General features: G+C 36.6%; 29 protein-coding genes. 16 read left to right on the top strand and 13 right to left on the bottom strand.

Annotated elements, in window-relative coordinates:
* Positions 1 to 180 precede the first annotated feature (180 nt).
* The 8 genes from IQ226_RS20405 to IQ226_RS20370 all read right to left on the bottom strand — a co-directional run bounded on the left by IQ226_RS20405 (position 181) and on the right by IQ226_RS20370 (position 5,783).
* On the bottom strand, positions 181 to 843 hold the full coding sequence (locus IQ226_RS20405) for a Na(+)/H(+) antiporter subunit B (RefSeq protein ID WP_193898399.1): 663 nt from the start codon (positions 841 to 843) through the stop codon (positions 181 to 183).
* Positions 840 to 1,406 (bottom strand): DUF4040 domain-containing protein, encoded by a 567-nt coding sequence (locus IQ226_RS20400; protein ID WP_193898397.1) that lies wholly within the window; start codon positions 1,404 to 1,406, stop codon positions 840 to 842. The genes IQ226_RS20405 and IQ226_RS20400 overlap by 4 nt, the downstream gene beginning before the upstream one ends.
* On the bottom strand, positions 1,399 to 1,677 hold the full coding sequence (locus tag IQ226_RS20395) for a monovalent cation/H(+) antiporter subunit G (protein WP_193898403.1): 279 nt from the start codon (positions 1,675 to 1,677) through the stop codon (positions 1,399 to 1,401). Before IQ226_RS20395 ends, IQ226_RS20400 begins: the two co-directional genes overlap by 8 nt.
* A gap of 5 nt (positions 1,678 to 1,682) precedes the next feature.
* A complete protein-coding gene (locus IQ226_RS20390) occupies positions 1,683 to 1,940 on the bottom strand; it encodes a hypothetical protein (RefSeq protein WP_193898394.1) in 258 nt (85 codons plus the stop codon).
* A 14-nt stretch (positions 1,941 to 1,954) separates the two neighbouring features.
* Positions 1,955 to 2,335, bottom strand: a complete 381-nt coding sequence (locus tag IQ226_RS20385; protein WP_193898392.1) for a Na+/H+ antiporter subunit E — start codon at positions 2,333 to 2,335, stop codon at positions 1,955 to 1,957.
* Positions 2,332 to 3,765 carry a cation:proton antiporter gene (locus IQ226_RS20380; protein ID WP_193898401.1) on the bottom strand — a complete coding sequence of 478 codons (1,434 nt, stop codon included), beginning with the start codon at positions 3,763 to 3,765 and terminating at the stop codon, positions 2,332 to 2,334. The genes IQ226_RS20385 and IQ226_RS20380 overlap by 4 nt, the downstream gene beginning before the upstream one ends.
* A 12-nt stretch (positions 3,766 to 3,777) precedes the next feature.
* Positions 3,778 to 4,113: a cation:proton antiporter subunit C gene (locus IQ226_RS20375; RefSeq protein ID WP_193898390.1), complete on the bottom strand. Its 336-nt coding sequence runs from the start codon at positions 4,111 to 4,113 to the stop codon at positions 3,778 to 3,780.
* Between the two features lie 209 nt (positions 4,114 to 4,322).
* Positions 4,323 to 5,783 (bottom strand): aminotransferase class I/II-fold pyridoxal phosphate-dependent enzyme, encoded by a 1,461-nt coding sequence (locus IQ226_RS20370; protein ID WP_193898388.1) that lies wholly within the window; start codon positions 5,781 to 5,783, stop codon positions 4,323 to 4,325.
* A 163-nt stretch (positions 5,784 to 5,946) separates the two neighbouring features.
* Here IQ226_RS20370 and IQ226_RS20365 point away from each other — a divergent pair, with 163 nt between their 5' ends.
* The 10 genes from IQ226_RS20365 to IQ226_RS20320 all read left to right on the top strand — a co-directional run bounded on the left by IQ226_RS20365 (position 5,947) and on the right by IQ226_RS20320 (position 13,627).
* Complete coding sequence (locus IQ226_RS20365; protein ID WP_193898386.1) at positions 5,947 to 6,252, top strand: hypothetical protein; 306 nt, start codon at positions 5,947 to 5,949, stop codon at positions 6,250 to 6,252.
* A 175-nt stretch (positions 6,253 to 6,427) separates the two neighbouring features.
* Positions 6,428 to 6,628 (top strand): type II toxin-antitoxin system HicB family antitoxin, encoded by a 201-nt coding sequence (locus tag IQ226_RS20360; protein ID WP_193898384.1) that lies wholly within the window; start codon positions 6,428 to 6,430, stop codon positions 6,626 to 6,628.
* Positions 6,628 to 6,852: a type II toxin-antitoxin system HicA family toxin gene (locus IQ226_RS20355; RefSeq protein ID WP_193898382.1), complete on the top strand. Its 225-nt coding sequence runs from the start codon at positions 6,628 to 6,630 to the stop codon at positions 6,850 to 6,852. The genes IQ226_RS20360 and IQ226_RS20355 overlap by 1 nt, the downstream gene beginning before the upstream one ends.
* A 106-nt stretch (positions 6,853 to 6,958) precedes the next feature.
* Positions 6,959 to 7,150, top strand: a complete 192-nt coding sequence (locus IQ226_RS20350) for a 2-oxoisovalerate dehydrogenase E1 subunit beta (RefSeq protein WP_193898380.1) — start codon at positions 6,959 to 6,961, stop codon at positions 7,148 to 7,150.
* A 5-nt stretch (positions 7,151 to 7,155) separates the two neighbouring features.
* Positions 7,156 to 7,485, top strand: a complete 330-nt coding sequence (locus IQ226_RS20345; RefSeq protein WP_193898378.1) for a hypothetical protein — start codon at positions 7,156 to 7,158, stop codon at positions 7,483 to 7,485.
* A gap of 598 nt (positions 7,486 to 8,083) precedes the next feature.
* A complete protein-coding gene (locus tag IQ226_RS20340; RefSeq protein ID WP_193898376.1) occupies positions 8,084 to 8,914 on the top strand; it encodes a squalene/phytoene synthase family protein in 831 nt (276 codons plus the stop codon).
* A gap of 135 nt (positions 8,915 to 9,049) precedes the next feature.
* A complete protein-coding gene (gene hpnJ, locus IQ226_RS20335) occupies positions 9,050 to 10,483 on the top strand; it encodes a hopanoid biosynthesis associated radical SAM protein HpnJ (protein ID WP_193898374.1) in 1,434 nt (477 codons plus the stop codon).
* A 106-nt stretch (positions 10,484 to 10,589) separates the two neighbouring features.
* The gene (gene hpnK / locus IQ226_RS20330) at positions 10,590 to 11,426 is read left to right on the top strand and encodes a hopanoid biosynthesis-associated protein HpnK (RefSeq protein ID WP_193898365.1); all 837 of its coding nucleotides are present in this window, start codon (positions 10,590 to 10,592) and stop codon (positions 11,424 to 11,426) included.
* 171 nt (positions 11,427 to 11,597) lie between these two features.
* On the top strand, positions 11,598 to 12,647 hold the full coding sequence (locus IQ226_RS20325) for a J domain-containing protein (protein WP_193898364.1): 1,050 nt from the start codon (positions 11,598 to 11,600) through the stop codon (positions 12,645 to 12,647).
* Between the two features lie 50 nt (positions 12,648 to 12,697).
* Positions 12,698 to 13,627, top strand: coding sequence for an EndoU domain-containing protein (locus tag IQ226_RS20320; RefSeq protein WP_193898362.1), 930 nt, complete (start codon positions 12,698 to 12,700; stop codon positions 13,625 to 13,627).
* Between the two features lie 120 nt (positions 13,628 to 13,747).
* Here the strand turns inward: IQ226_RS20320 and IQ226_RS20315 are convergent, their stop codons facing one another.
* Positions 13,748 to 14,656: an ATP-binding protein gene (locus IQ226_RS20315; RefSeq protein ID WP_228039569.1), complete on the bottom strand. Its 909-nt coding sequence runs from the start codon at positions 14,654 to 14,656 to the stop codon at positions 13,748 to 13,750.
* Positions 14,563 to 15,168 carry a TniB family NTP-binding protein gene (locus IQ226_RS25290; protein ID WP_228039568.1) on the bottom strand — a complete coding sequence of 202 codons (606 nt, stop codon included), beginning with the start codon at positions 15,166 to 15,168 and terminating at the stop codon, positions 14,563 to 14,565. Before IQ226_RS25290 ends, IQ226_RS20315 begins: the two co-directional genes overlap by 94 nt.
* A gap of 224 nt (positions 15,169 to 15,392) precedes the next feature.
* On the opposite strand from IQ226_RS25290, the gene IQ226_RS20310 reads away from it, so the two are divergent.
* Positions 15,393 to 15,707, top strand: a complete 315-nt coding sequence (locus IQ226_RS20310; protein WP_193898360.1) for a hypothetical protein — start codon at positions 15,393 to 15,395, stop codon at positions 15,705 to 15,707.
* A gap of 198 nt (positions 15,708 to 15,905) precedes the next feature.
* Here IQ226_RS20310 and IQ226_RS20305 read toward each other — a convergent pair whose 3' ends face one another.
* Together IQ226_RS20305 and IQ226_RS20300 are read right to left on the bottom strand one after the other, a co-directional pair.
* Positions 15,906 to 16,277 carry a DUF2237 family protein gene (locus IQ226_RS20305; RefSeq protein WP_168636947.1) on the bottom strand — a complete coding sequence of 124 codons (372 nt, stop codon included), beginning with the start codon at positions 16,275 to 16,277 and terminating at the stop codon, positions 15,906 to 15,908.
* Positions 16,278 to 16,382: 105 nt separating this feature from the next.
* The gene (locus IQ226_RS20300) at positions 16,383 to 18,011 is read right to left on the bottom strand and encodes a cyclic peptide export ABC transporter (protein WP_193898357.1); all 1,629 of its coding nucleotides are present in this window, start codon (positions 18,009 to 18,011) and stop codon (positions 16,383 to 16,385) included.
* On the opposite strand from IQ226_RS20300, the gene hpnI reads away from it, so the two are divergent.
* Positions 18,010 to 19,197, top strand: a complete 1,188-nt coding sequence (gene hpnI / locus IQ226_RS20295; protein WP_193898355.1) for a bacteriohopanetetrol glucosamine biosynthesis glycosyltransferase HpnI — start codon at positions 18,010 to 18,012, stop codon at positions 19,195 to 19,197. The two genes, IQ226_RS20300 and hpnI, sit on opposite strands and share 2 nt — an antisense overlap.
* A gap of 546 nt (positions 19,198 to 19,743) precedes the next feature.
* Here the strand turns inward: hpnI and IQ226_RS20290 are convergent.
* Positions 19,744 to 20,877: a TRAP transporter substrate-binding protein gene (locus IQ226_RS20290; RefSeq protein WP_193898353.1), complete on the bottom strand. Its 1,134-nt coding sequence runs from the start codon at positions 20,875 to 20,877 to the stop codon at positions 19,744 to 19,746.
* 401 nt (positions 20,878 to 21,278) lie between these two features.
* Between IQ226_RS20290 and IQ226_RS20285 the strand changes: the two genes are divergently transcribed.
* From IQ226_RS20285 to IQ226_RS20270, 4 genes are all read left to right on the top strand, one after another.
* Positions 21,279 to 22,106, top strand: coding sequence for a Uma2 family endonuclease (locus IQ226_RS20285; RefSeq protein ID WP_193898351.1), 828 nt, complete (start codon positions 21,279 to 21,281; stop codon positions 22,104 to 22,106).
* A gap of 304 nt (positions 22,107 to 22,410) precedes the next feature.
* Positions 22,411 to 23,034, top strand: coding sequence for a TRAP transporter small permease subunit (locus tag IQ226_RS20280; RefSeq protein WP_193898349.1), 624 nt, complete (start codon positions 22,411 to 22,413; stop codon positions 23,032 to 23,034).
* A gap of 8 nt (positions 23,035 to 23,042) precedes the next feature.
* A complete protein-coding gene (locus IQ226_RS20275) occupies positions 23,043 to 24,386 on the top strand; it encodes a TRAP transporter large permease subunit (protein ID WP_193898348.1) in 1,344 nt (447 codons plus the stop codon).
* 186 nt (positions 24,387 to 24,572) lie between these two features.
* On the top strand, positions 24,573 to 25,178 hold the full coding sequence (locus tag IQ226_RS20270; protein WP_193898346.1) for a pentapeptide repeat-containing protein: 606 nt from the start codon (positions 24,573 to 24,575) through the stop codon (positions 25,176 to 25,178).
* Positions 25,179 to 25,357 lie beyond the last annotated feature (179 nt).

Raw genomic sequence — 25,357 nt, 5'->3', positions numbered from 1 at the left:
CTCTCTATTTGATTACACTATTTTAACAAATAAAAGCCTGAAATCTTTGCTCGGCAATCTTTTCAGGCTTTACTTTCTCTAAATTTTTAATTCCTAAATTTGCTTTAGTATCTGCGGAATGTGGGTTTTATTGTGTTCACCTACTTAAGTGCGATCGCTAATTCCTCAAACTCCCATTTTTCATAATAAACCTCGATAACGAATAAAAATCAAAATTACAGCCCAAGAACCTAATGCTACTTTAACAGCAACTAGGATATTTAATATCGGAAGAATTCCACCACTAAATAACGCCCCTAATTCCCCATGTGGTAACTCAAATCCCGACAAAGTTATCACTGCTAAAACAATGAAAACCAATACCGAAATCTTTTCCCAAATAGCAGCGTGCCAATGTTGGTAAATATCCTGCATCCATTGGTATGATGAGGTAATTGCGATTAGTCCGATTGCTGTTCCTCCAGCGACTCCAGCAGCAAAACCACCCCCCGGACTCAAATGTCCTCTAATTGCTAATTCAATGCCCACTAATGCCGCAATTGTCGCCCCTAGACGAGCTAATATTATTGATGGTTGATCTTTAAATTGATAGATGCTACAAGATGGTTTTTCATTAGCTAATAAAAAATTAGCTCCGAGAATGGCAATAGTAAAGACAATAACTTCAAAGATTGTATCATATAGCCGATTTCTGAAAATAATCCCTGATACTGCATTGGGAACACCGCTTTCTTTAACCACTGTTTCCACAATGGAAATATCTGGTAAATTTGGTGCAGAATGAGGCATAATCAGCATTTTTACCAATAACGCTATTCCGGCTAAAATATAAACTAATTTCATAAATGCTGCACTCCTGATTCTAAAACGTCGAAATATCTGATAACTGTTTTTGGTGATGAAAGTTCGCTTTCTATGATGTTATAGATGCGTGGCACTCGAATTGCTGTTTGGTAGCTTTCTGTTGTTTGATCAGTTTCTTTTAAACGCACACAAGTAGCATGAATTTCTTTTTCAATTAGTGCCTGTTGTAAAGTTTCCTGAGTAGGATAAGGTACAAGTTCCAACCGCATATAATGTTTGTTAAAAATATTGCGGAAGTCGTTGATAATTTCTTGAAAATTAGGATCTTGATTTTTTTCTATTGACTGATTTTCCATGACACCAAGACGTAATACTAAGGATGAACGAACTGCGATCGCATACAAAGTAATTGATAACATCGTTCCCATTAATGCTTCTGTTAATGCCACATCTGCTGCCCCTAAAACTGCATCTACCATAGCCGCCATTGCCCCTAATACTCCCCTAATTATTAAGGCATGATAGGGGTTAGTTTGAGTTACTACCATTCCCGCAGCTAGGGGTAATAAAGCAATAATTATATAGAGATAAGAATCATTCATTTTTCGCCTCTTCTGTTGAACAATATGCGATGACATAACCTAACATTGTATTCCAAATTGCTAGGGAAATAATCCCTAAAATTAGCAATGGCCATTGATGGGGTATTTTCATTAACAGTCCTACAATTATCAGCATTGAACCTAATGTATCAGCCACAGAAAGACCATGTAATTTGAATAATACTGATCTGTTACTGACTAAATGCCAAGTTCCCCAAAACCAGAAAAACATTCCTATCCCAATGAAGGCATAACTGATGAAAGTAATAATATTATTCATGCTTCATTTAACCTTCTCAAAATATGTGCTAATAACATAAAACCAGCATTTCCTACACTTAACATGATGGATGCTACCACTCCTATCATCCAATCATCTCGCAAAACGGACACTACGAGAATCATAATTGATGCTTTACTGGAAATACTCCCTAAAGCTAACATTTTCTGCCATGTATCATCACTTTTACAGGCTTCGTAAATGGGAATAAGTAAGGCAAATATCATTGCTATTAATACTATTTCTAGGTTCATGGTTAAGTTCCTGTTTATTCTCTTCCTGGTTTAATGTGATGCACTTCATAAAAACCTTGTTCATTGTATCTAACTACAATTGTTTTGGGGGTAAAGGTAATCAGAAAAACATCTACAAATATCAACAATGGTGATCTTTTGAGTTTAATTTCTTCGGGTATCATTTCCTCTCTTTTGTGAGGACGGAAAATAATTTCAAATGCTTCTAAAAATGCTACAGGAATAGCAACAAATAATTTACTGATTACCTGTAACCATTCTGTTAATCTTTCCCTAGTTGTGAAACCTCGTGGTAAAATTAAGGCAATTATTACACCAATAATGATGTTTTCTACACTGAAGTTAGCAGTGAGTAAAAACCATATTGTCAGTCTTAATATTAGATGTCCAATCATGCTAATGCCATCCAAAATATTACAATTAGTGTTAAACTCATTACTCCCACTAAATTTTCAAATTTCTCTAGCATTCTGGGTACATAAATGGAGAGTTTTTTGAAAATTAAATGATATGCTGACCAACCAATGGCAATGGTAATAATCGCTTTACCAATATTTGCCATATCATAACCTTTGAGATAGACAATATTGCCCACTACTAACCCACTAATTAACAACGTTACAGCTATCCAAAATCCTGGTTTAATATTCTGTTCTCCCTCATTACTATGGGGTAGGAAAATGAATTTAGCAAAAGATATGGCAGTTCCCACAGCAGCAATATTCATAGCGATAAATTGCCAAGATGTTAAACTTTTTAGGGTTAACACTTTTGCCCCAAAACCTGCTAATAATGGAAACCCAGAAATTGATAAACTGGCTATAACTAAGGGTATCCAAATTTTAGTATTAATGGCTTGATGTTGCAATTCTTTAAAGTTGCGACTGGGTAAAGAACCTGCCATCAAAAATAATGATGATTTTACTAGTCCATGAGTAAGTGCATAAAAACCACCTACTGCTGGTGCTGCGAGAATAAAACCTAGTTGGGATATGGTACTGAATGCTAACAGCCGCTTAGTATCTTTTTCTAATACTGCATAGGATACACCCATTAAAGCAGTAGCAACGCCAAAAGTAGTAACTATGGTGTTGAGTTCATCGGAAATTAAAGCACAACGCAATAAAGGTAATACACTAGCTTTAACTACAATACCTGACATTAACGCCGAAACAGGTGTTTCTGATTCTGAATGGGTTAAAGGTAGCCATAAACCAGATACAAATATCCCAGCTTTAATTAATAACCCTAGAAATATTAAAGCGATGGCTTCGGGAGGGGCAGTTTTTAAACCTTCAAAAGTAAATGAACGACTATTTTGGTAAGCTAGTATTCCACCTACTAAGTAAAATAACATGGAGGTGTTACTGATAAACAGATAACGTAAAGCTACCCAAATTGAGCGATCGCTACGTGGATAAGCAATTAACAAGAAAGCCGCAATACCGCTTACTTCTAATGCTATATACACACTAACAAGATCATTGCAAATAAAAGCAGCATTTAAACTACCATGTACTAAAATAGTTTGGGCAAAGAAAAAAGCATTTCTATCACTATGCCAACAGTATAAAATTACCGCAGCAGTTACCAAAGCATTTGTGAGAATAAAATAACCGCTTAATTGATCTACTAACAAACTATTCCCAAAACTATCCAGTAATGTGAGATTAATAGTAGTAGGTACTATTAACATCTGTAACCCATAACCAGCAGAAGCTATAGTTCCCCATAATGCTAAATGTCGGTTAAGTTTGGGTACTAAAAAAATTATGAATCCTAGCAAAAATGGTATTGTTACCCAAGCAACAGTAATTTTATCCATCATTTATTTTCTCTATGGTGTATTATTTCTTTCAATTTCATCGGTTTCTAAGGTGGGATTATCCCTAGCTAATTTCATCACGCCCACAAGCATTAAAGCCTGAATGGAAAAGCCGATAACTATACCCGTCAAAATAACAGATTGGGGAGCAGGATCAGCATAAGCAATATTTTTTACCTCGGAAATAATGGGAGTAAATAATCCTTCTCGTGATGCAATTAGTACATAAAAGGCAATCACACCTGTACTCATCACATCCATTGAGACAATTTTCATTACCAAGTTTTTTTTGAGGATGATGCCAAAAAAACCACACAGTATTGTTATCAGTACACACGCTTCTAACACGGGAATTATTTAATTTTTATATAAAGTGCTAACTCTATCTAAGCACGAAATCTTAGTGCCAGGAAAGTATTGACACTAGAAAATTCTTATGATTATGATAGTTATACTCAATAGACATCTGGTGAAAATGATCGTAGGGACAATTCATGAATCGTCCCTACAAGGGTTTCAGGTTATGCACATTTAATTACCACCAGATGTCTAATGATTTATGTTTTGACAACTTTTAAAGTTCTCAAACTACTATCTGCACAACCAGTAATAAAACCACCCATATTTTGAATTTCTTGCAAATATTCTAAAGCTGATTTTGTAATTACCTCTCCGGGCATTAATACAGGAATTCCTGGAGGATAAGGGCAAATAATTTCTGCACAAATCCGGTTTTGAGCTTTCTCGAAAGGCAAGATTTCACTATTAGCAAAAAAAGCCTCACGGGGAGAAATAGATATAATATTATTTGTATGATCATTTTTGTATTTGTACAATAAATTTTGGGTTATTGATGGGTTTATATTATTAAGATTTTTGAGAGATTTAATTAGGTTTTGAATATCTGTTTTTGTATTTCCTAAACTAATAATAAAAGTGATATTTTGCCAAGATGAAAATTCTGGGGTGACATTAAATTTGTCATTTAAAATATCTTCAGCTTCAAAGCCAGTAAAACCTAATTTATTAACATTTACTGTTAATCTAGTTTTGTCTAAATCTATAAATCCCGGTGACTTTTCTTTTGGAGAAAGGGGAGTAAATAAACCAGGAATTTTATTAATTTGATTTCTGGCTTCTTTCGCTAATTCCAAAGTTTGAAACATCAGCTTTTTTCCATGTATTGCCATTTGCTGACGGGCAGCATCTAGAGAAGCCAAAAGGATAAAACTAGGACTGGTAGATTGTACTAATTGTAAGGCTTTATTGACTCTATCAATATCAATGATTTTACCTTGAATATGTAACATTGATGCCTGTGTCATTGCCCCCAGTGTTTTATGAATTGATTGTACAGTTAAATCTGCACCTGCGCTTAAAGCTGATATGGGTAAATCGGGATGAAAATGGAAATGTGCGCCATGTGCTTCGTCTACAATTAAGGGAATATTATATTGATGAGTAAGGTGTACAAATGCCAGCAAATCTCCACAAACACCATGATAGGTAGGATAAACTATCAGCACTGCTTTGGTATCTGGATGTTGTATTAATGCTGCTTTTAATGATTCTGGTGTAATGCTGTATGCAATATCTAAATCTGAGTTGTATGCAGGATTTATAAAAATAGGAATTGCACCAGAAAGAATCAATCCAGAAATAACTGAAGAATGGACATTTCGCGGCAGAATAATTTTATCTCCCATTCTGCAAGTAGCAAGAATTGCTGCTTCAATTCCACAGGTAGAACCATTAACTAAAAACCATGTTTTCTCAGCCCCAAAAGCCTCTGCTGCGAGTTCTTGGGCTGCGAGAATTACGCTTTCTGGTTTGAATAAATTATCTAATTCTGCTAATTCTGTTAAGTCAGCCCGAAAGACATCTTTACCGATTAAATCGGTTAAGAATGGGGAAATGCCAGTACCGCGTTTATGTCCTGGGGTGTAAAATGGGGCGTGAGGACGAGTTGTACAGGCTTTTAAGGCATCTATAAGGGGGGTTTGGTCTTGGTTGAGCATTTTTGGAGAAAGAAATGATAAGCTTTTGTTTACTGTTTTTAGCGTAGGTTTGTTTATCTGCTAGATATCCTTACTTAAGGATCAGTAGTAGTTTGTATATAAACATTGTCAGACTGTCTATTATCATAGTAAGATTCAATCAGGTTAATATTCATTTCTATCAATGACTACATCCAAAACAGCAGAATATATAGTCCATTTCGACGATGATTCATTTGGTGTTTATGAGTTTCCTTGCAATGTCTATAAAGCAAACCCTGCTGAAAATCCTCCACCAAATCTTCCAAAATTTAACCTGGGTAGCTTCAAATATGCGCGTTTTGTTGAAAACCAGATTGAGGTATTTGGTCAAATAACTCCTATTGGAAAAGATGGACGCATTGTCATAAACTCGAATAAACCTACCACACATTACCTTATCGGATCTCCATTTACTGCTCCAGTAGTGCTTCTTCAATATATTATTTGATGAAAACAAACGCTCCTCATCTGACTCATGGGTATCAATAGATAAAGATAAACAAATAAAATTTTCAACTGATATACAAGGAGGTTTGTCTACGGGATGATATGGAATTAAAAGACATCAAAAAATTCTTCTTATTATTGTGTTACTTTCTTTATAGAGAATAAAGGACGAATTTATGAAATGGCGTGTGATTCTTGAATCAGATCCAGAAACAGGAGATTGGGCTATATGGTGTCCAGAGTTACCAGGTTGTACTTCAGCCGGTGAAACAGAAGAAGAAGCTTTAGAAAATATTAAAGAAGCTATTCAACTATATTTACAGCCAGATTTAATTAAGTTATCTCCTGGTGCAATCGCAAGGGAGATCACGGTCTAATGAGTGAGCGAGTTCGTCGTATGACTGCGAGACAGGTTGAAACTATTTTGAGAAAATATGAATTTGAACTTATTTCTCAAAAAGGTAGTCATCGCAAATGGAGAAATGAAGAGTTAGGGTTACAAGTAATTGTTCCTGAACATAAAGGACGGACTCTACCTATTGGCACATTACTCAGCATTGTTCAAGGAGCAAAAATTCCTGAGTCTGAATGGAGAGGTTAACTTGTACAAAGAAATAATCAAAGCAATTTTGAATTTTAAAAGGTAAATCATGCGATCGCCATTCGTGCTATACAATAATTAATTTCAACCTCAAAAAAATGTCTCCATGATGGAAATTGTATTTCTTGTTGAAAATGATCCAGATGGTGGTTATACAGGCACAGCATTAGATCAATCAATTTTTACTCAAGCTGATGATATAGAAACACTGCCAGTAATGATTTGTGACGCTGTTCATTGTCATTTTCCTGATGGAGAAAAACGTCCTAAAATTATTCAGTTACAACACATTCTCTAAACAACATGAATTTAAAAGATATCAAACAAAAACTATTTCCCATCTTCAAAATCATATCCATTACACTCATCACCAGTGCAATAGGCTTAGAATTATGGAATATCCAAACATCAATAACTAACAGTCAACTACCGAGTGTCTTAACTCCAGCTTTAATTATCACTCATATTGTGCTGTTGGCTCATTTTCTCGAAGCCTTAATTGCTGCTTATTATGCACCTGCTCGCAATCAAGCATCAATCAAATATGCGGTTTATACATTTTTTGTGGGTATATTTGGGTTATTAGAATTATTTGATCATGATCAAGAACAAGGATTCAAGGAAAAAAGTTAAAGGTTTTTTCTTGTCCCCTGAACTGATAAGCATTCATTTCAACTGTGCTTTAACAGCATGGCTGAATTCTGGTTTCTTGTACGGAATTTATACCGTTATATATGAATCAGCGAATCGCCCAACCTGGTATTCTAGAACTAGCACTGCTACGCAGAAGTCAAAAATCAAAAGTCAAAAGTAATATACAGTAGGCTGTTTGATGATTAATAATGGTTGGGTTATTTACGCCGTGCTGTACTAGCGCTGATTTAATCTTGTTACTAAACTTTGTTTGTTTTCGACAACTATTCATTATACAATATACACAGAATCTCAGTGCAAAATAAATCCTGGCTTTAGGCTACGTCCCTTATTTGATAGCCTGCACGGCGTAGAAGTAGCACAGGTGTGTCCTCTTGAGTGGGGCGCACCTTTAAGGGTTTTGGGCATTTTTCTGATAAGCTCGAAAATTGTGTTAAATATGACACGATTGACTATGTATTTCTAGATTAAATGCTAGGGTGTTTATGGTTTTTAAGGTTTAATAAAGACTAAATCTAGTATTATCGAAAAGTCCGAAATTAGGTGTGGTGTGAAAATCAAGACAGGAGTGAACAAAATGGATTTACGTGGAGATGCGTTGCAAATCCTTAAAGACACTAGTAGAACTTTTTATATCCCAATTAGTATTTTACCATCAGGATTACAAGAAGCAGTGGCATCAGCATACTTGTGTATGCGTGCCATTGACCAAATTGAAGATGATCCAAACTTGGATAACGAGACTAAAAAACGCCTGTTGCAGAATATTAGCCTCACATTGCAAGCTGGAGTAGATGGTTTTCCGCTGGATGCTTTCTCTGTCGGGTTTAAAGGTTACGAAAATTCTTTACAAGAAGTTAGTTTAAGGATTAGAGAATGGTCAATATTAGCACCTGAAAGTATTGCTCCGCGAATTTGGGATGCAACAGCGGCAATGGCTGATAGAATGGCTTATTGGGCAGATAAAAATTGGAAAATAGAAACTGAAGCGGATCTAGACCGTTATACCTTTGGGGTGGCTGGTGCTGTGGGCTTGTTACTCTCAGATTTATGGAACTGGTATGATGGAACTCAAAGCAACCGCACTCAAGCCATAGGATTTGGTAGGGGTTTGCAAGCGGTCAATATTCTGCGTAACAATGGTGAAGACCTCAATCGTGGGGTCAACTTTTACCCAGCAGGTTGGGATAATGACAATCTCCAAGAATATGCCCGTCGCAATCTTATCTTAGCAGATGCCTATACGAACTCTTTGCCCAATGGACCGGCTTTGCAATTTTGCCAAATTCCTTTGGCTTTGGCTCATGGTACTTTAGATGCTTTAGCTAGTGGTAAGGAAAAACTCAGTCGCAGTGATGTTGTTTCCCTGATTGAAAACCTCATGGGTGTGAACGCTAAAGCTAGTTAGAAAATAGGGAACAGGGAACAGGTGACAGGTGACAGAGGTGCAGAGGGAGAAAGAATTTCCCCAATGACAACTGACCAATGACCACTGACAACTGACAACTGACCAAAATAAAAAATTTGTGTGTGAGCGATATTCATGAAAACTACTTTATTTCTGAGTCCACCTTCTTTTGATGGTTTTGATGGTGGTGCGGGGGCGCGATACCAAGCAAAACGAGAAATTACTTCTTTCTGGTATCCCACTTGGTTAGCACAACCAGCGGCTTTAGTTCCTGGCAGTAGGTTAGTTGATGCACCTCCTCATGGGCAAACGGTGGATGATGTGTTGAAAATTGCCAAGGATTATGAATTAGTAATTATGCACACCAGTACACCATCTTTGGCTAATGATGTTAAGTGTGCTGAAGCTATCAAACAACAAAACCCCAATGTGCAAGTTGGCTTTGTGGGGGCGCACGTTGCGGTTTTACCAGAGGCAACTTTGCGAGAAAATCCGGTAATTGATTTTGTTTGCCGCAATGAGTTTGATTATACCTGTAAGGAATTAGCAGAAGGAAAACCTTGGGATGAAATCAAGGGTTTGAGTTACCGGGATAAGTTGGGGAATATCCACCAAACCGAGGAACGTCCTTTGATTCATGATTGGGATGCTATGCCCAGTGTGTTGCCGGTTTATGCTCGTGATTTGGATATTAGCAAATATTTTATTGGCTATTTGCAACATCCTTACATTTCTTTTTATACCGGGCGGGGTTGTCCAGCCAAATGTACTTTTTGTTTGTGGCCACAAACTATTGGTGGACATTTATATCGTCATAAAAGCCCTGATGCTGTAGGCAGAGAAATGGAAGAGGCGAAGGTTCTCTTTGGGGATAAGGTGCGCGAGTATATGTTTGATGATGATACTTTTACCATTGACAAACATCGAGCGATCGCCATTAGTAAACACATGAAGCGACTCAATTTAACTTGGAGTTGCAATGCTCGTGCAAATTTGGATTATGATACTCTCAAAACTTTACGAGATAACGGTTTAAGATTGTTATTAGTAGGTTTTGAATCCGGCAATCAAGAAGTTCTCAATAATATCAAAAAAGGTATTAAGCTAGAAGTGGCGCGAGAATTTATGAAGAATTGCCACAAACTTGGTATTACTGTACATGGAACTTTTATTATCGGATTGCCAATAGAAACTAAGGAAACTGTAGAAGAAACAATTCGTTTTGCTTGTGAATTAAGTCCCCATACAATTCAAGTTTCTATTGCTGCACCTTATCCTGGTACAGAGTTGTATGAACAAGCCAGAGAAAAAGGTTGGTTTGCTAATGAGTCTTTAGTTGCAACTTCCGGTATTCAAACTTCAACTTTGCAATATCCCAGTCTTTCCAGTGCGGAAATTGAAGATGCTGTGGAAAAAATGTATCGCAAGTTTTATTTCCGTCCGAAAGCGATTATTCCCATTGTGCGGGAAATGTTGGCGGATAGACAAATGTTAGTTCGTCGCTTGCGAGAAGGTAAGGAATTCTTTGGTTATTTGAATGAACGTCGGACTCAAGCTTTAGCTAGGTAAATCGTCTGAATCAGGATACCCAGGATTAAAGGATTGACAGGATTAATTCAATTAAATCTTGTGAATCCTGATTCTGACATTTTTAATCCTAATTATCTATATACCAATGTCTTATTTAATTATTAATGCTGATGATTTCGGGTTTTCCCAGGGTGTGAATGCAGCGATTATTCAAGCCCATGAGGAAGGCATTTTAACTAGCACTAGTTTAATGGTAAGTGGTGATGCTGCACAAGAGGCGATCGCTCTCGCAAAGAATCATCCTCAGTTAGCAGTTGGGTTACACCTGGTTTTAGTTTGTGGTAAATCAATTTTACCACCTTCGCAAATTCCCCATTTAGTAGACTCTCAGGGTAACTTTTCTAATGATCCTACTTTAGCAGGATTAAGTTATCAATTTAATCAAGCTACCCGTGCAGAATTGCGGTTAGAAATATATGCTCAATTAGCAAAATTCCGTGATTCTGGTTTGAATTTGGCTCATGTTGACGGACATTTACACCTTCATGTCCATCCTGTAATTTTGAATATTTTAACAGAATTTGCAGCGGAATTTCAGATTAAATTTATCCGTCTACCTTCAGAAGAATTAAGTAAAAACCTCAAAATTGATCAACGTAATTTATTCACTAAAATAATTTGGTCTATTGTTTTTGGACAATTACGCCATTATGGAGAAGGTTTATTAAAAGCGCATCATATTAAATTTGCTGATAGAGTTTATGGATTGTTACAAACTGGTGACATGAGTGAAAAATATTTACTCGGTTTGATACCACAAATAGAAGCGCAATTGGTAGAAATTTATTCTCATCCTGCTTTAGCAAATACTGATATAAATCACGGTGGTGAAGTAGAATTAGCGGCTTTGTTAAGTCAGGAAGTGCGTCAATTATTGACAGTGAAACATTTTAAATTAAGTAATTATAATCAATTAATTTAATTAACAATTTTGTATAAATATTTATATTTAAAATATAATGTTGTTTAGTACCCTCTGTTATTGTCCATTTTAACTTTTATTGAATTTGTGTAGAATCTTCGAGAATAATTAAACGCAGATAAACGCGGATAAACACAGATAAATACCCTGATTTTACTTGCATCTACTATTATGGCACGCACAACAAAAACAAAATCCTCAGCTACAGTAACTCCTCTCGCGCTTTCTGACTTACATCTTCAGTTGGAGGGTTTAGAGAAAGAACACCAATCTCTATTAAAGCAAATTAAGAAAAAGCGGACAGAATTAAATAACTTTGTGGAAAAAATGCGTTCTTTAGCTACAGAAGTATTTCATCGAGTTAGTCCAAATATGAAAATAATGGCAGAATTAGATGCAGAAATTCATGCTTTGTTTGCCGAAATTTTAACTACGAGAAAAATGGGAAAACAAACCCAGAAAAATATAGAATCACTGTACAGAAGTTTGCAAATGGGAGGAATTATTAGTTATAAAGATATTGATGAAGAAGAAGATGATGATGAATTAGACGAACTATTTGAAAATGATGATTCCCAGGAAAATCATCAACGTCGTCGTCAATTTTGGGAAGCAGAAGGAGATTCTGAATCTGCTACAGTCCCTAGAACAGATGAATCTAGAAAAGTTCGACAGACATTTTTGCGGTTAGCGGAAATCTTTCACCCTGATAAGGTTAAAGACAACGAAACCCAAATGACTCACACGGAAATCATGAAAGAAATTAATAAAGCTTACCAAGAGGGAGATTTAGCGCGACTTTTAGAAATTGAACGGAAATATGAAGTCGGAGAAACCATTGATAATAACAGCGAAGATAATTTAAGTCGCAAATGCAAAAATATAGAACAGCAAAATCAAATTCTCAAAAATCAATATGAGAAGTTAAAACAAGAACTCCGGTTAGCAAAAAATACCCCAGAAGGATCAATGGTTGCTGATTATAAAAAAGCGGCTAAACAAGGGGTTGATTGTATTGAATTGATGGTGGAAACCATGCAATCTCAAACCAAGATAGTTGCAGAGATTCGTGATTTTGTTAAAGATTTTAAAGATAAAAAGATCACTATTAAAGAATTTCTCGCAGGACCAGAAAGCCTCCGTTCTATGCAGCAGGATATGATGGAAGAATTAATGGAAAAAATCATGGGAGAATTTGGAGATATTATGGATTTTAATTAGTAAAATATGTTAAGACTTGTTAAGTAATAATTGACACAGTTAATGGTATAATGGTAACTTTAGAAGTATTCACAGTCATACGTAAATCTAGTGAGATTCCCATGAGATTAAACCTGTTGAGTACAACTATTGATTATCAAATTGTTACCAATGTGAATAAATTTCTGTGCTTAACCTTAGCTATAGGACTGTTTTTTGTAACTACTCTATCAAATCCTAATTTGGCAATTGCAGAGGAATTCTTACCTTTCTTTGATAATATTAATAATCCTGTAACCGTTAAAGTTGGTGGTGTACAAGATTTAACTCCTCCTCCTCCTTTGCTAAATGATTTTGATCAAGCAGTTAATCAATTGTGTGGAGAATTGGGAACAGTAGTTACTCCCGCTAATTTCCAAACCATGCTGAATAGTTTTCCAACTGTTCTCAGTAATATTAAAAATAATGTTGGTGGTTATATTTTTCCGAATAGAACCTCTAATACAGAATTTCTGGAAGATTTAACAAGTCTTTGGTTTAATGCTGAAGGATTTGATCATGTTTTTTGTGGTGAACCCGCAGAAACTAAAATTGGTGGTTTACATTATGCTGGACGTTATTTAGATTTACAAAATCGAGGTCTTGCCGGAATTTTACCCAAATCTGTGAGTAAATCTGAAGTTGACCCAGGGGCTGTTTATTCCTTTGGTGTTAGAATGAAAGTAGGCGATGGCGAAACGCCCACTTCTCGTGAACGCACTGTTAGTGATCCATTTAAAGGATATGGTTACACTCTCAATGCCGAAGAGATTTTAACAATTGCAGCTAAAGCCTACAAAAATAACCCCAGCTTAGAACCAACACCCAAAGCTTGTTTACTGAGTGTGACTGATAACGGCAAAACATTTGCAAATATCTTTGTTACTAAAAAAGGTGCTATTCGTACCTTTTATCCTGATGCTACTCCTGATTATCAAAAAACTCCAGAATGTCAGGTTTAGTAATTTGAGATTACAGCAAATTGAGATACAGTGATTAACCTGTAGGGGCGGGGAAACCCCGCCCTCAATTGTATTTCATCCGACTTTGTGCATTTTAAATTATTCGTTTAATTCTTGTATTTAACTGTTAGGCAAAGTGCTGTAATCATGAAGATATAACCGGAAACTGTGATGATATAATTTATATTTAGTTTCCTTACCCTCCCGTGTTTCTTGCAAAAATTCTAACCAAGTTTCCATAATTTCCGCCACATCAAAAACATCAGCTTTGATAATTTGACTAATAGCTACCGTTGACATCGGTTGAGTTTCTTCAGCAGTTAAAACCCGCAATATATCCATCGCAACATCAGATAAACCATCACCTTGCATCTTTTGCCAATGTTGTTGATAATAGGTTTCTAAATCTGGGGGAATACTATTAATATTCTCTGGTTGATCATAAAAACCCTCAGCAAAAGCATTTAAAACCTGCTGCACATACATAAAATTATCTTCATTTTCATTAATTAATTCAATTATATTTCTCTGCGAACTCTGCGTCTCTGCGGTTCGTTTCTTCCGAATATATGCTTTAATATCCTCCCGATTTTCCACCGGATAATCTGCTAAATCTAAAATCTGTGAAGGTGCTTCAATTAACAAGCCACTATGGGATTTTTGATAGGGACGACGAGCGAAAATAAAATAAATTTGATCCGGTAAATATCGCGGTAGATAAAATAAATTCGTTCCTACAGCTTGACTATTTATATCAATTCCATCCAAACCATCAATGACAATAATTATTTTCTGATCTGGTAAATTCTCGCTGACTTGTTGCAATAAAGTAGAAAATAACCAACTTCCCTCATTTGCATTGATAAATCCTGTCTCCGTCATGGTTTGCGGGGAGGGTTGGGGAGGGGTGCTAGATAAATTCTCTAACAATAAATTTAACTGTGTACAAACCTCTGGAAAAAATGCCTCAACTCGATTTTTACCGGACATTTGGGCATTGTAATAAATAGTATGGGGATTTTGGCGCACAAATGACGATTCCTACCTTCAGCGCGAATATTAAAAAAGCAAATTGTCCCAGGATGATCTACTATATATTTGGCAGCAATGGCACTTTTACCCATTCCCGCATCACCAAGGATGGTAAAATATCCACTTTTGTGATCTTTGATAAATTCACTGATAGCATTAAATACAAATTTTCGACCGCAAAATAGTTTTGTTTTATCATCAATTACGATTTGAAATTCTGTTGGTATTAGTCGTGGAAACCAATCATCAACTATATCTGATGGTGTTAGTTTTTCAACTATACTCTTGTTTTCAAGTCCTTGATTTATAGCATTCAGCACATTTTCTATAACGTATCTATCAACTGCTGTTACCTTTTGAGTATTTTGTCCTATTAAATATTTAATTTGATCTTCACTTGCTTTTGCTGCTTCTGCTAGAGTTGCTATAGTAAAACCTGCTTTTTTATATGCTGCTTTGAGTTTATCTTTTCCTGACTGACTACTTTGTACTTTTCCTGATTGAGTCATAAATATATATTAGTAGTAGATTAACTTTTTTAGACTATAGCAAATATGGATTATTGTTGTCTAGGGAATTTGGGGTATTTTTATTTCCCTAAACTCCCTAAAATTTGGAGAAAAGTTTTCATCAAGAAAACCCTTTTTTCATCTTTCTTATTTTTAATCATATTCCTAAGATGTTAGTAAGTTCAAAAACGAACTGAGAGAACTACAAAAAATAGGAGTCCTATATGTTTCGTTGGTTTAAAAAATCCCCAAAAGATTCACAGATTCAAATTACCCAACAAAAGCAAAATCAAATTGTAGATTTGTTAGTTCATAACGCACAAGTGACTTTTTACTTAGGCGTTAGTATTACCAGTCTATCTACAATGGTGACGTTATTCATCATTATTTTATTATTATTTAATAAGATACAACCAGAACGAATTAACGTGCCTTTAAGTATTTTGGCTAATTTAGCTAGTTTTAAATTGACCCAAGAAGCAAAAAAAGACTTAAACGATCTTTTAGAACGTTCTCAAGTCACTAAAAGCAGTAAATAAATCTTTTAGATTCCACACCCACCCGGAAATCAATTTCTAGGCAATAGCTAAAGTGCGTTTTAACGCACTCTAAAAACAGTCGGTTTTAACCGACTTCAGCTTTGAGACAGGGAATTTATTCCCTGGCTACTGGCTACCCAGATTTTTTTAAAATTCATATACTATTGCTATATTTGCTAATAATTATTAACCATTTTCCTAATTACGAATTACCCGATGTTTTTGCAAATCTGCTAAATTACAAACTTCTAAAGCCCTAGCATGAGTGGCTTCTAAAACTACAGGAGGTGCAACACCATCTTCTAAGGCTTCTTGCCACCTTGCAGCGCATAAACACCAACAATCACCAGGTTTTAAACCGGGAAAACTAAAATAAGGTGCAGGTGTACTCAAATCATTACCTTGGGATTTAGTATATTGCAAAAACTCCTCTGTCACTTGAGCGCAAACCACGTGCATTCCCGTATCTTGTCCACCTGTGGTACAAAACCCGTCACGATAAAATCCAGTCATGGGAGACGTACAGCAAATTTCTAATTTTGTACCCAGTACGTTTTTAGCTTCTGTCATGATTAATTCCTCACAATTTTAATTTATTAGGGAAAACGAACCGCAGAGGCGCAGAGGACGCAGAGAAAGAGGGTTTGAGAGATATTTTGCGTAGGTCTTGATTTTTTAAGTTTGTGGGAGTTTATCAAATTCAATTTTACCATAGTTTAATTTAATAATTCTATCGGCTAAATGAAAATAATGATCATCATGACTAATTACTAAAATTGTTTTTCCCTGTGCTTTTAATTCTGGCAGTAATTGAGTATAGAATATATCTTTGAATAATGGATCTTGATCAGCCGCCCATTCATCAAATAGATAAATTGACCGATTTTCTAAATATGCTGTGAGTAATGCGAGGCGTTTTCTTTGTCCTTGGGAAAGGGAAGTGGTGGAAAGTTGCCCATTTTCGATTTTAACTTTATGATCAAGTTGCAATTTCTCTAAATATTTTTGGGCTTGAATATCTAAGTTATTATTTTCTAATCCTAGTAGTTCTTCAAATAAATAAAAATCAGAAAATACTACAGAAAAATGTTGCCGATACCATTCGCGGTTATTTTCTGTAATCAAAGTTTCATCTAAAATAATTTCGCCATGTTCGGGTATATATAAACCAGTGATTAATTTCGCTAAAGATGATTTACCGCTACCATTACCTCCCACAATAAAAACTAATTCTTGGGGATAAAGGGTAAGATTAATTGGACCGAGAATAAAGCTTTTATCTTCTTTATCTGTGTAATAAGTGTGAGTAACATTTATCAGTTGTAAACTGTGCCAATTTGTGAGAGCATGAGGTGGTGCTGTGGCAATTTCCGCCCGACTAGCTAAAGATAAACCTAATGATTCGATTTTTTGTAAGGCAACACTGGCTTTACTAATTAATGGTAAGTTATTGGAAATATTATCCATGGGCAACATTAAATAAGTGAAAGTGAGAATGTAACCGGATAAAGTTTCGGCATCAATGGCGAATAAATGTGGTAAAATAAAGAGAACAAAACCAATGGCAAAGAAAAATATGAGTTTACCCCAACTGGCAGTTGTCGCAAACAAGGTTAAACCTTGAACATTGTGATTTCTAAATCTACTGGCTGTGGATTCTAAACGATTACTCAGGAAAAATTGACGGCGTTGATAGTGAAGTTTGAGTTCTTTAATGCCGGCTGTAATCGTGCTAAAATTATTAAATAAAGTGTCTTGATCTTCACGGGCTAAGGCTAATAATTTTTCTCCTCGATCTAATAACCATTTACAACTACCAATAGCTATTAGCATTAAAACCACAACCATGATAAATACTAACCAAGATAGCCAGGTTATATATAGTAAACATCCTAAAGCCATGGACATATCAATACATAAAAAGGGCATGACATATACAGCATTAGCGACTGCTTGCACATCTTCTGTTAAAGTTGCTAATAAGCGGGGATTTCCTAATTGTTCTAAATGACTTAATTCCGATGCTAATATTTGCCGACTTAACTGCATTCGTAATTGCAAAACGGCATTTTGAGATAAGCGAATTAACATGATTTGGGACATTACGCCGGTAATTAAGGCTACGGTGACTAAACCGACGAAACCCCAAGCTATAGTTGTCAGAGGTGCGGCATTGCTTTTACTCGCTGCACTACTAATTAAGGCGATTAATCCCGCACTACTACCACCACTCAAAAAACCTGTGATAATAGCGATCGCTACCATTGTCCAAGAAGAACGCAAAAGAAAGTAAATTAGATTCATGTCTCAGTTGTCAGTTGTCAGTTGTCAGTTGTCAGTTGTTTTATTTGCTGACTCCTTCCCCCTGTTATTTATTCTCTGTTTATCAGCCGTTTTATTCTACACCTATGGGGTTTATACAGCGATAGGTTTTTTGCGCGACTCTCCCCCCATAAACCCGGAATTTCATCCCCCTGTCACTATCCTTAAACCCCTATGTGGCGTTGATAAGGGGACTTACACCAACCTAGCCTCATTTTGTCAACAAGATTACCCCCAATATCAAATTATTTTTAGTGTCCGCAGTTCCACAGACCCTAGTATAGAAGTAGTTGAGAAACTAATTCAACAATTTCCAGAAATAGATATTAGTTTAGTGGTGAAAGATCATATTATCGGTGCTAATTTGAAAATTAGTAACTTAGCTAATGCTGTCACCACCGCCAAACATGATATTTTCCTCATTGCTGACAGTGATATTCATGTTGGTTCTGACTATTTGCAAACAGTAATTCAACCACTACAAGATCAGAAAGTTGGTGTTGTTACCTGTTTATATCGTTCCACAGCCGAAGGAATAGCTACGATTTTAGAAGCTATTTGTACAGCCACAGACTTTCAACCGAGTATTTTGGTGAGTAAACAATTAGAGGGAATAAAATTCGCTTTGGGTTCAACTATTGTCATCCGTAAAACCACATTAGCCAAAATCGGCGGTTTTGCAGCAGTGGCTGATTATTTAGCAGACGACTATCAACTCGGCTATTTACCAACCCAAGCAGGAGACAAAGTAGTATTATCTAACTATATTGTTGAACACAGATTAGGACATAGTAGTTTATTAGATTCTATCAATCGCCAAATTCGTTGGGCGCGTTGTATTCGTGTTTCTCGTCCTTGGGGTTATGCCGGCTTAATATTTACTTTTGGCACAGTTTCTAGTTTACTATTATTAATAACTAGCAGTGGTTCTATTTTTTCTTGGTTAGTTTTCTCCATCACTTTGCTAATGCGATTAGTTATGGCTTGGGTAATAGGGGTAAAACTTCTCAATGATCAAGTAACCAAAAAGGTTTTCTGGTTAATTCCTTTTGCGGATATAGTGAGATTTATAATTTGGTGTTGTGGCTTTTTTGGTAATACTATTGAATGGCGAGGGACAAGATTTAAACTAGTTAAAAATGGTAAATTAGAAATAATCAAAAGTTAGGAATCAAGAATTAAGTAGGTGAACACAATAAAACCAATCTGTGTAAAGAAAAGTAAAATCGCCCAAACCCTCTTCACTCTTGCCTCTTGCATGATTGCCTCTTGCCTTGCCATAACGACGATTTTCAATGCTAACCTACTTAGAGGATGTTTGAAAAGTTTCCGGCGATTAGAAATCGCTACTACACAAACAAAGTCCACCTGCGTGGACTAACGAAAAATCAAGGCTTTTGAACCCACGTATCCCTTACGGGACCGAAGGAATAGGTGGGTTTCGTCTGTGTGGTTCCGCGACTTCTAGTCGCCCTTGCAAGTAATAAATTAGACTTTTCAAACACCCTCTTAGTAGGGATTTAGGGATGCTCTTTGGTATCAACTTAACGCAAAACCTCTATTCTGCAAGTAACTCAAGTTCCCTGCTAATAGTAAAAGTTGTCTTTTGATAACTAAACACTAGGAAAACTTACTAGTACAGCTTAGTGTCAACAAACCAACCATTCTCAATCGTTTTTGGGAAAAAATCCTGTAAATCCTGATTCTGACTTAATTATTTCCCCACTTTCCCATAGGCATAACGGGTTAAACTACCTTCATTGAGATTATTCCAAGCATATATCCGATCTCTAAAAGGTTTCCACTGTTCATAAACAGCTTTAAAATCAGCGTCTTTAGCTGCAAATTCATCATATAAAGCAAAAGAGGCTTTTTCCGCTGCTTCCAAGATTTCCTGACTATAAGCACGCAGTTGAACCCCGGTTTTTAATAGTTTCTCTAATGCTTCGCTATTGCGGGTATCATAACGAGCTAACATTGTTGTATTCGACTGATATGCAGCGGTTTCTAAAGCTGCTTGGTATTGAGGTGGTAACTTTTTCCATTCGTCCAAATTAACTTGGACTTCTAAAGTTGGACCTGGTTCCCACCAACCTGGATAATAGTAGAATTTAGCAACTTTATTTAAACCCAATTTTTCATCATCATAGGGTCCTACCCACTCAGCCGCATCAATAGCGCCTGTTTGTAGCGCTTGGAAAATTTCCCCACCAGGAAGAGTTTGTACAGTTACTCCCAGTTTAGCCATAACTTGCCCCCCTAAGCCGGGAATCCGCATTTTTAAGCCCTTGAGATCATTAAGTGTTTTGACTTCCTTGCGAAACCATCCCCCCATTTGTGTACCCGTATTCCCCGCAGGAAACTGAATTATATTAAATTTACTGGCATAAATTTCCCGTAGTTTGGTTAAACCTCCGCCTTCATATAACCAAGCGTTTTGTTGTTGGGCATTGAGTCCAAATGGTACTGATGTACCAAATCCTAAAGCAAGACTTTTACCGATGTAGTAATAAGCAGCAGTATGTCCGGCTTGGACTGCACCTTGGGAAACCACATTGAGAACTTCTAAACCGGGGGCTATTTCTCCAGCCGCACGGGGTTCGATGATAAATTTGCCGTTAGTGAGAACTTTAACGCGCTCTGCTAAAACCTGCGCTCCGCCAAAAATAGTTTCTAAAGACAATGGCCAACTTGTAGCCATTTGCCATTTAACGGTCGGTAAGTTACTGGTATCGGTTTGACCTGTAGCTGCTTGATTTTGAGCCTTTTGACAACCACCAACAATTGCGACTCCGGTGGCAGCGATCGCACTTTGAGATAATCTGTTAACAATAGCTCGACGTTTCATAAAAATGAATATTAGTAAGATTTACTTACAATATCATAATCCTGTAAAATTTTAGCCTACCACAGAGTGGGTTGGTGTTAAAATTTTTCGGTGTTGCTGAGTAAAAGTATGATTTTATTATGCCTACGGCACGCTGCGCGAACACGCAGAGACGCTCCAGACGCAGAGAGTAAGAGTTTGAGAGATGGAATTTTCGACTTTCATACCCCAATTCACCAACGCCAAATCTTCGTTGGCACAAAGTACGGGGAAAAAAGGTTTTAGACTTGTTGACTTTTCCTTATACAGTTTTTATAGTGTTGATACACTTAAAACTTATTATTTCTTATAATTTTGCCAATTGCTGATCATTTCGGATTAGTATAAAAATATTAAGTAATTTCTAACTAAATTTAACGGCTATGTTAGAAACTGTTTTGGCTGAACCTAGCATTAAACTGCCACCCACCCAGGCAGAACTTCCTTGTGATGATGGTATCCCCATGGAGACACAAAGACATAAATTACAAATGGATATTTTAATTGATACCATTCAGCCTTGGTTAGAGCAAAGGACTGATGGATATGTAGGTGGCAATATGTTTGTCTACTACAGTTTAGCACAATTAAAAAATCAAGATTTTCGCGGTCCAGATTTCTTTGCTGTTTTAGGTGTGCCGAAAACAGAACGACTTTCTTGGGTAGTTTGGGAAGAAGGAAAACCACCAGATGTGGTAATTGAATTACTTTCAGAAAGTACAGCTAACAATGATAAAAATGCCAAAAAATTGATTTATCAAAATCAAATGCGGGTTTCCGAATATTTTTGGTATGACCCGTTTAACCCCAATGATTTTGCAGGTTTTGATCTAAATAGTGGTGCATATCAACAGATTGCTCTAAATGAGAAAAATCAACTGGTAAGCAAAGTTTTAGATTTGGCTTTAGTGCGTTGGCAAGGTAATTACAGAGGTGTTGATGCCACTTGGTTACGCTGGGCAACTTTGGATGGTGAATTATTTCCCACTTCTCAAGAAATGGTAGTAATTTCACAACAAAGGGCAGATGAAGTAGAACAAATTGCAGAACAGGAAAAACAACGTGCAGAACATGAAAAACAACGTGCAGAACAAGCTGAATTTCAATTAAGACGAGTTGCTATTAAGTTGTTACAGAATGGAATGTCTGTAGAACAAGTGGCACAATTGACAAATTTGGATATTTTGGAGGTAGAAAAATTGCTTAATTAATAGTAATAATTCAACCGTCAGTATGGCTTTACCAATGTTCCTTGCTAAGAGCAAAAGTCATTTTTAGATGACTAAACACTGGGAAAATTTCTGAGTCTGTTTTAACAGACTTGAGCTATTAGACAGGGAATTTATTCCCTGGCTGACTGTTCCTTACTAATAGCAAAAGTCATTTTTAGATGACTAAACACTGGGAAAATTTCCGAGTCTGTTTTAACAGACTTGAGCTATTAGACAGGGAATTTATTCCTTGGCTGACTGGCTGACTGTATTCTCAAGTCTTGCCTTTAATTTATTATGTTCTATGCGTAACTCAAAAAGATTTGCTTTCATCAGTAAGCTATTAAAATTTTCCCAGTTTATTGACAATGGTGCTGATAAATTGGGATGGTTATCGAATTGGCTAGTTTTGCTAACAATTGGAGTCGGTTTTTTTAATGTTGTCGCCCGTTACATGGGGCGCTTCATTGGTGTACAGTTGTCTTCTAATGCCTTATTAGAACTGCAATGGTATTTATTTTCTCTCACATTCTTATGCGGCTTTGTTTATATTTTACGTCATGGAGAAAATGTCCGGGTTGATTTTCTTTATACTAATATGAGTGAAAAAAACCGCGCATTAATTGATTTTCTTGGCACAATTTTATTTTTAATTCCCTTTTGTCTAATTGGCATTTGGGTGACAATCAATCCGGTTTTACAATCTTGGGGTAGATTAAGTGATGGTAGTTGGGGAACTTGGGAAATATCTTCTGATGCTAATGGTTTACCCCGCGCCCCAATTAAAACAATGGTTCCTATAGCCTTATTATTCCTGCTTTTACAAAGTATTTCTCAAGCAATTAAATATTTAGCAGTATTATTAGGTTATCAAGAAGTAGCAGAACAAATTCGTTTGGAAACTTCAGAAAATATCAATATTGAATAGGGGAAACTATGGGTTTTGAATGGTTAGCAATTTTAATGTTTGTCGGCTTTTTCTTTATTCTCATGAGTGGCTTTCCTGTCGCTTTTTCCTTTGCCGGCACAGCCATTGTTTTTGGACTTATTGGTACAGTAGTCGGGGCTTTTAATCCGGCACGTCTTCTCCTATTACCTAATAGTTGGTTTGGCACAATGTCGAACTTTACCTTACTTGCAATTCCCTTTTTTGTCTTTCTGGGTGCAGTTCTAGAAAAGTCAGGATTAGCAGAAGAATTATTAGAAACTATCGGCATTGTATTAAGTCGTGTCAGGGGAGGATTAGCTTTAGCAGTTGTTTTAGTAGGAACAGTTTTAGCAGCCACAACCGGAGTCGTAGCCGCTACAGTAATTGTCATGGGGATGTTATCATTACCGTTGATGTTACGCTATGGCTATGATAAAAAATTAGCTTCAGGAGTAATTATTGCTTCGGGGACTTTAGCCCAGTTAATTCCTCCTAGTTTAGTCTTAGTGATTCTCAGTGATCAAATTGGTGTTTCTGTGGGAGATTTATTTTTAGGGGCATTAATTCCGGGATTAATGTTATCTGGTGCTTATATTCTCTACATTATCGGACTAGCTTTTTTTCAACCAGAAAAAGTACCACTTATCCCTGATGATGTGGTAATTCCTCAAGGTAATCAATTAATTAAACAAGTTTTTAAAGCAGTTGTTCCCCCGATTATTTTAATTTTTGCGGTGTTGGGTAGTATTTTCTTTGGTGTGGCAACTCCCACAGAAGCTGGGGCTGTCGGTGCTGTTGGGGCTTCTATTCTCGCCGCTTTTAATAAAAGGTTAACACCACAATTAATTCGTGATGCTGCCCATTCTACCGCAGTGATTACAGCTTTAGTGGTGATGATTTTATTTTGTTCTTCGATGTTTAGTTTGGTGTTTGATGCTTTGGGTGGAAAAACTCTGATTACTAATTTATTAATAGGTTTACCAGGAGGATATTGGGGGTTTTTAATTGTTAGTAATATCGTGATTTTTATTTTAGGAGCTTTTCTAGAATTTATTGAAATTTGCTTTATTGCTATGCCTTTATTAGTACCAGCAGCCCAAGCTTTAAATATTGATATGGTATGGTTTGGTGTAGTAATGGCAGTGAATTTACAAACGGCGTTTATTTCTCCACCTGTGGGCTTTTCTTTGTTTTATTTACAAAGTGTTGCCCCTAAAGAAGTGAGTACGTTAGATATTCATAAAAGTGCGATTCCTTTTATCATTTTACAGTTTATTGTGTTGTTAATTGTAATTGCTTTCCCGCAAACAGTTCGCTGGTTAATTGATATTTCCGCAACGACTGGGGTTTAGTCATTTATGGGCGGTTAGAAACCGCGTCTACACAGGCAAAACCTGCCTACGCAGGTTAAAAATCCCATTAACAAAGTTTAACCAAACCATCAAAAAAGCCCCTGTTTAAAATGCACCATAAATAATATTATCTTTTCTATCCTGTATATTCTCTATACAGAATTACAAACATCCAAGGGTTAAATCATGGCAAGTTACATTAAGTCTAAAATCCAACAGTCTCTAAGTTTTCTGCTGGTGCTGGTTATAGCATTTTCAGTATTCAGTGGGGTTCTCTTCCTCAATCCTAGTCCTTCCTATGCGTATAATATATCTGATTTTAATCGGGCGCTTACTGGTGACAAAAATTTAAGCGGGGCGGATTTAAGCGGGGCGGATTTAAGCGGGGCGGATTTAAGTGAGGCGAATTTAATCAGGGTAAATTTAATCGGGGCGAATTTAATCGGGGCGAATTTAAGTGAGGTGAATTTAATCGGGGCGATTTTAAGCAGGGCGATTTTAAGCAGGGCGATTTTAAGCAGGGCGATTTTAAGTGGGGCGATTTTAAGTGGGGCGATTTTAAGTGGGTCGGATTTAAGCGGGTCGGATTTAAGCGGGGCAAGGTTAAGCGGTGCAAGGTTAAGCGGGGCGGATTTAAGCAGGTCGGATTTAAGCGGGGCAAGGTTAAGCGGTGCAAGGTTAAGCGGGGCGGATTTAAGCAGGTCGGATTTAAGCGGGGCGATCGCCGATAGTGAGACTATATTTCCTGACGGTTTTGATCCAGTGGGTGCAGGAGTAGACATCCGACCCTAATAAATTTTTTTTATTCCCAGACATCAAAAAAACCTCGCCTTTTCTAATCTAATAGGACTTACGCATTGACAAAGTAGTAAAATAGTGTATTGATAAAAAGTATCATCTACTTATCAGGTATCGGACAATTAGAAAAATCAGCAAACCTTCCACAGCACAATGCAATCTGGAACATTACA

The organism is Dolichospermum sp. LEGE 00240, assembly GCF_015207875.1.
Classification (GTDB): domain Bacteria; phylum Cyanobacteriota; class Cyanobacteriia; order Cyanobacteriales; family Nostocaceae; genus Dolichospermum; species Dolichospermum gracile.
The sequence above is the reverse complement of the archived record's forward strand: the minus strand, read 5'-3'. Positions and strand labels throughout refer to the sequence as shown.

Coding starts and splice junctions, on each gene's coding strand:
- IQ226_RS20405 (WP_193898399.1), bottom strand. CDS start 843: ATGAAATTAGTTTATATTTTAGCCGGAATAGCGTTATTGGTAAAAATG.
- IQ226_RS20400 (WP_193898397.1), bottom strand. CDS start 1,406: ATGAATGATTCTTATCTCTATATAATTATTGCTTTATTACCCCTAGCT.
- IQ226_RS20390 (WP_193898394.1), bottom strand. CDS start 1,940: ATGAACCTAGAAATAGTATTAATAGCAATGATATTTGCCTTACTTATT.
- IQ226_RS20385 (WP_193898392.1), bottom strand. CDS start 2,335: ATGATTGGACATCTAATATTAAGACTGACAATATGGTTTTTACTCACT.
- IQ226_RS20380 (WP_193898401.1), bottom strand. CDS start 3,765: ATGGATAAAATTACTGTTGCTTGGGTAACAATACCATTTTTGCTAGGA.
- IQ226_RS20370 (WP_193898388.1), bottom strand. CDS start 5,783: ATGCTCAACCAAGACCAAACCCCCCTTATAGATGCCTTAAAAGCCTGT.
- IQ226_RS20365 (WP_193898386.1), top strand. CDS start 5,947: ATGACTACATCCAAAACAGCAGAATATATAGTCCATTTCGACGATGAT.
- IQ226_RS20360 (WP_193898384.1), top strand. CDS start 6,428: ATGAAATGGCGTGTGATTCTTGAATCAGATCCAGAAACAGGAGATTGG.
- IQ226_RS20355 (WP_193898382.1), top strand. CDS start 6,628: ATGAGTGAGCGAGTTCGTCGTATGACTGCGAGACAGGTTGAAACTATT.
- IQ226_RS20350 (WP_193898380.1), top strand. CDS start 6,959: ATGATGGAAATTGTATTTCTTGTTGAAAATGATCCAGATGGTGGTTAT.
- IQ226_RS20345 (WP_193898378.1), top strand. CDS start 7,156: ATGAATTTAAAAGATATCAAACAAAAACTATTTCCCATCTTCAAAATC.
- IQ226_RS20340 (WP_193898376.1), top strand. CDS start 8,084: ATGGATTTACGTGGAGATGCGTTGCAAATCCTTAAAGACACTAGTAGA.
- hpnJ (WP_193898374.1), top strand. CDS start 9,050: ATGAAAACTACTTTATTTCTGAGTCCACCTTCTTTTGATGGTTTTGAT.
- hpnK (WP_193898365.1), top strand. CDS start 10,590: ATGTCTTATTTAATTATTAATGCTGATGATTTCGGGTTTTCCCAGGGT.
- IQ226_RS20325 (WP_193898364.1), top strand. CDS start 11,598: ATGGCACGCACAACAAAAACAAAATCCTCAGCTACAGTAACTCCTCTC.
- IQ226_RS20320 (WP_193898362.1), top strand. CDS start 12,698: ATGGTAACTTTAGAAGTATTCACAGTCATACGTAAATCTAGTGAGATT.
- IQ226_RS25290 (WP_228039568.1), bottom strand. CDS start 15,168: ATGACTCAATCAGGAAAAGTACAAAGTAGTCAGTCAGGAAAAGATAAA.
- IQ226_RS20310 (WP_193898360.1), top strand. CDS start 15,393: ATGTTTCGTTGGTTTAAAAAATCCCCAAAAGATTCACAGATTCAAATT.
- IQ226_RS20305 (WP_168636947.1), bottom strand. CDS start 16,277: ATGACAGAAGCTAAAAACGTACTGGGTACAAAATTAGAAATTTGCTGT.
- hpnI (WP_193898355.1), top strand. CDS start 18,010: ATGTCTCAGTTGTCAGTTGTCAGTTGTCAGTTGTCAGTTGTTTTATTT.
- IQ226_RS20300 (WP_193898357.1), bottom strand. CDS start 18,011: ATGAATCTAATTTACTTTCTTTTGCGTTCTTCTTGGACAATGGTAGCG.
- IQ226_RS20290 (WP_193898353.1), bottom strand. CDS start 20,877: ATGAAACGTCGAGCTATTGTTAACAGATTATCTCAAAGTGCGATCGCT.
- IQ226_RS20285 (WP_193898351.1), top strand. CDS start 21,279: ATGTTAGAAACTGTTTTGGCTGAACCTAGCATTAAACTGCCACCCACC.
- IQ226_RS20280 (WP_193898349.1), top strand. CDS start 22,411: ATGCGTAACTCAAAAAGATTTGCTTTCATCAGTAAGCTATTAAAATTT.
- IQ226_RS20275 (WP_193898348.1), top strand. CDS start 23,043: ATGGGTTTTGAATGGTTAGCAATTTTAATGTTTGTCGGCTTTTTCTTT.
- IQ226_RS20270 (WP_193898346.1), top strand. CDS start 24,573: ATGGCAAGTTACATTAAGTCTAAAATCCAACAGTCTCTAAGTTTTCTG.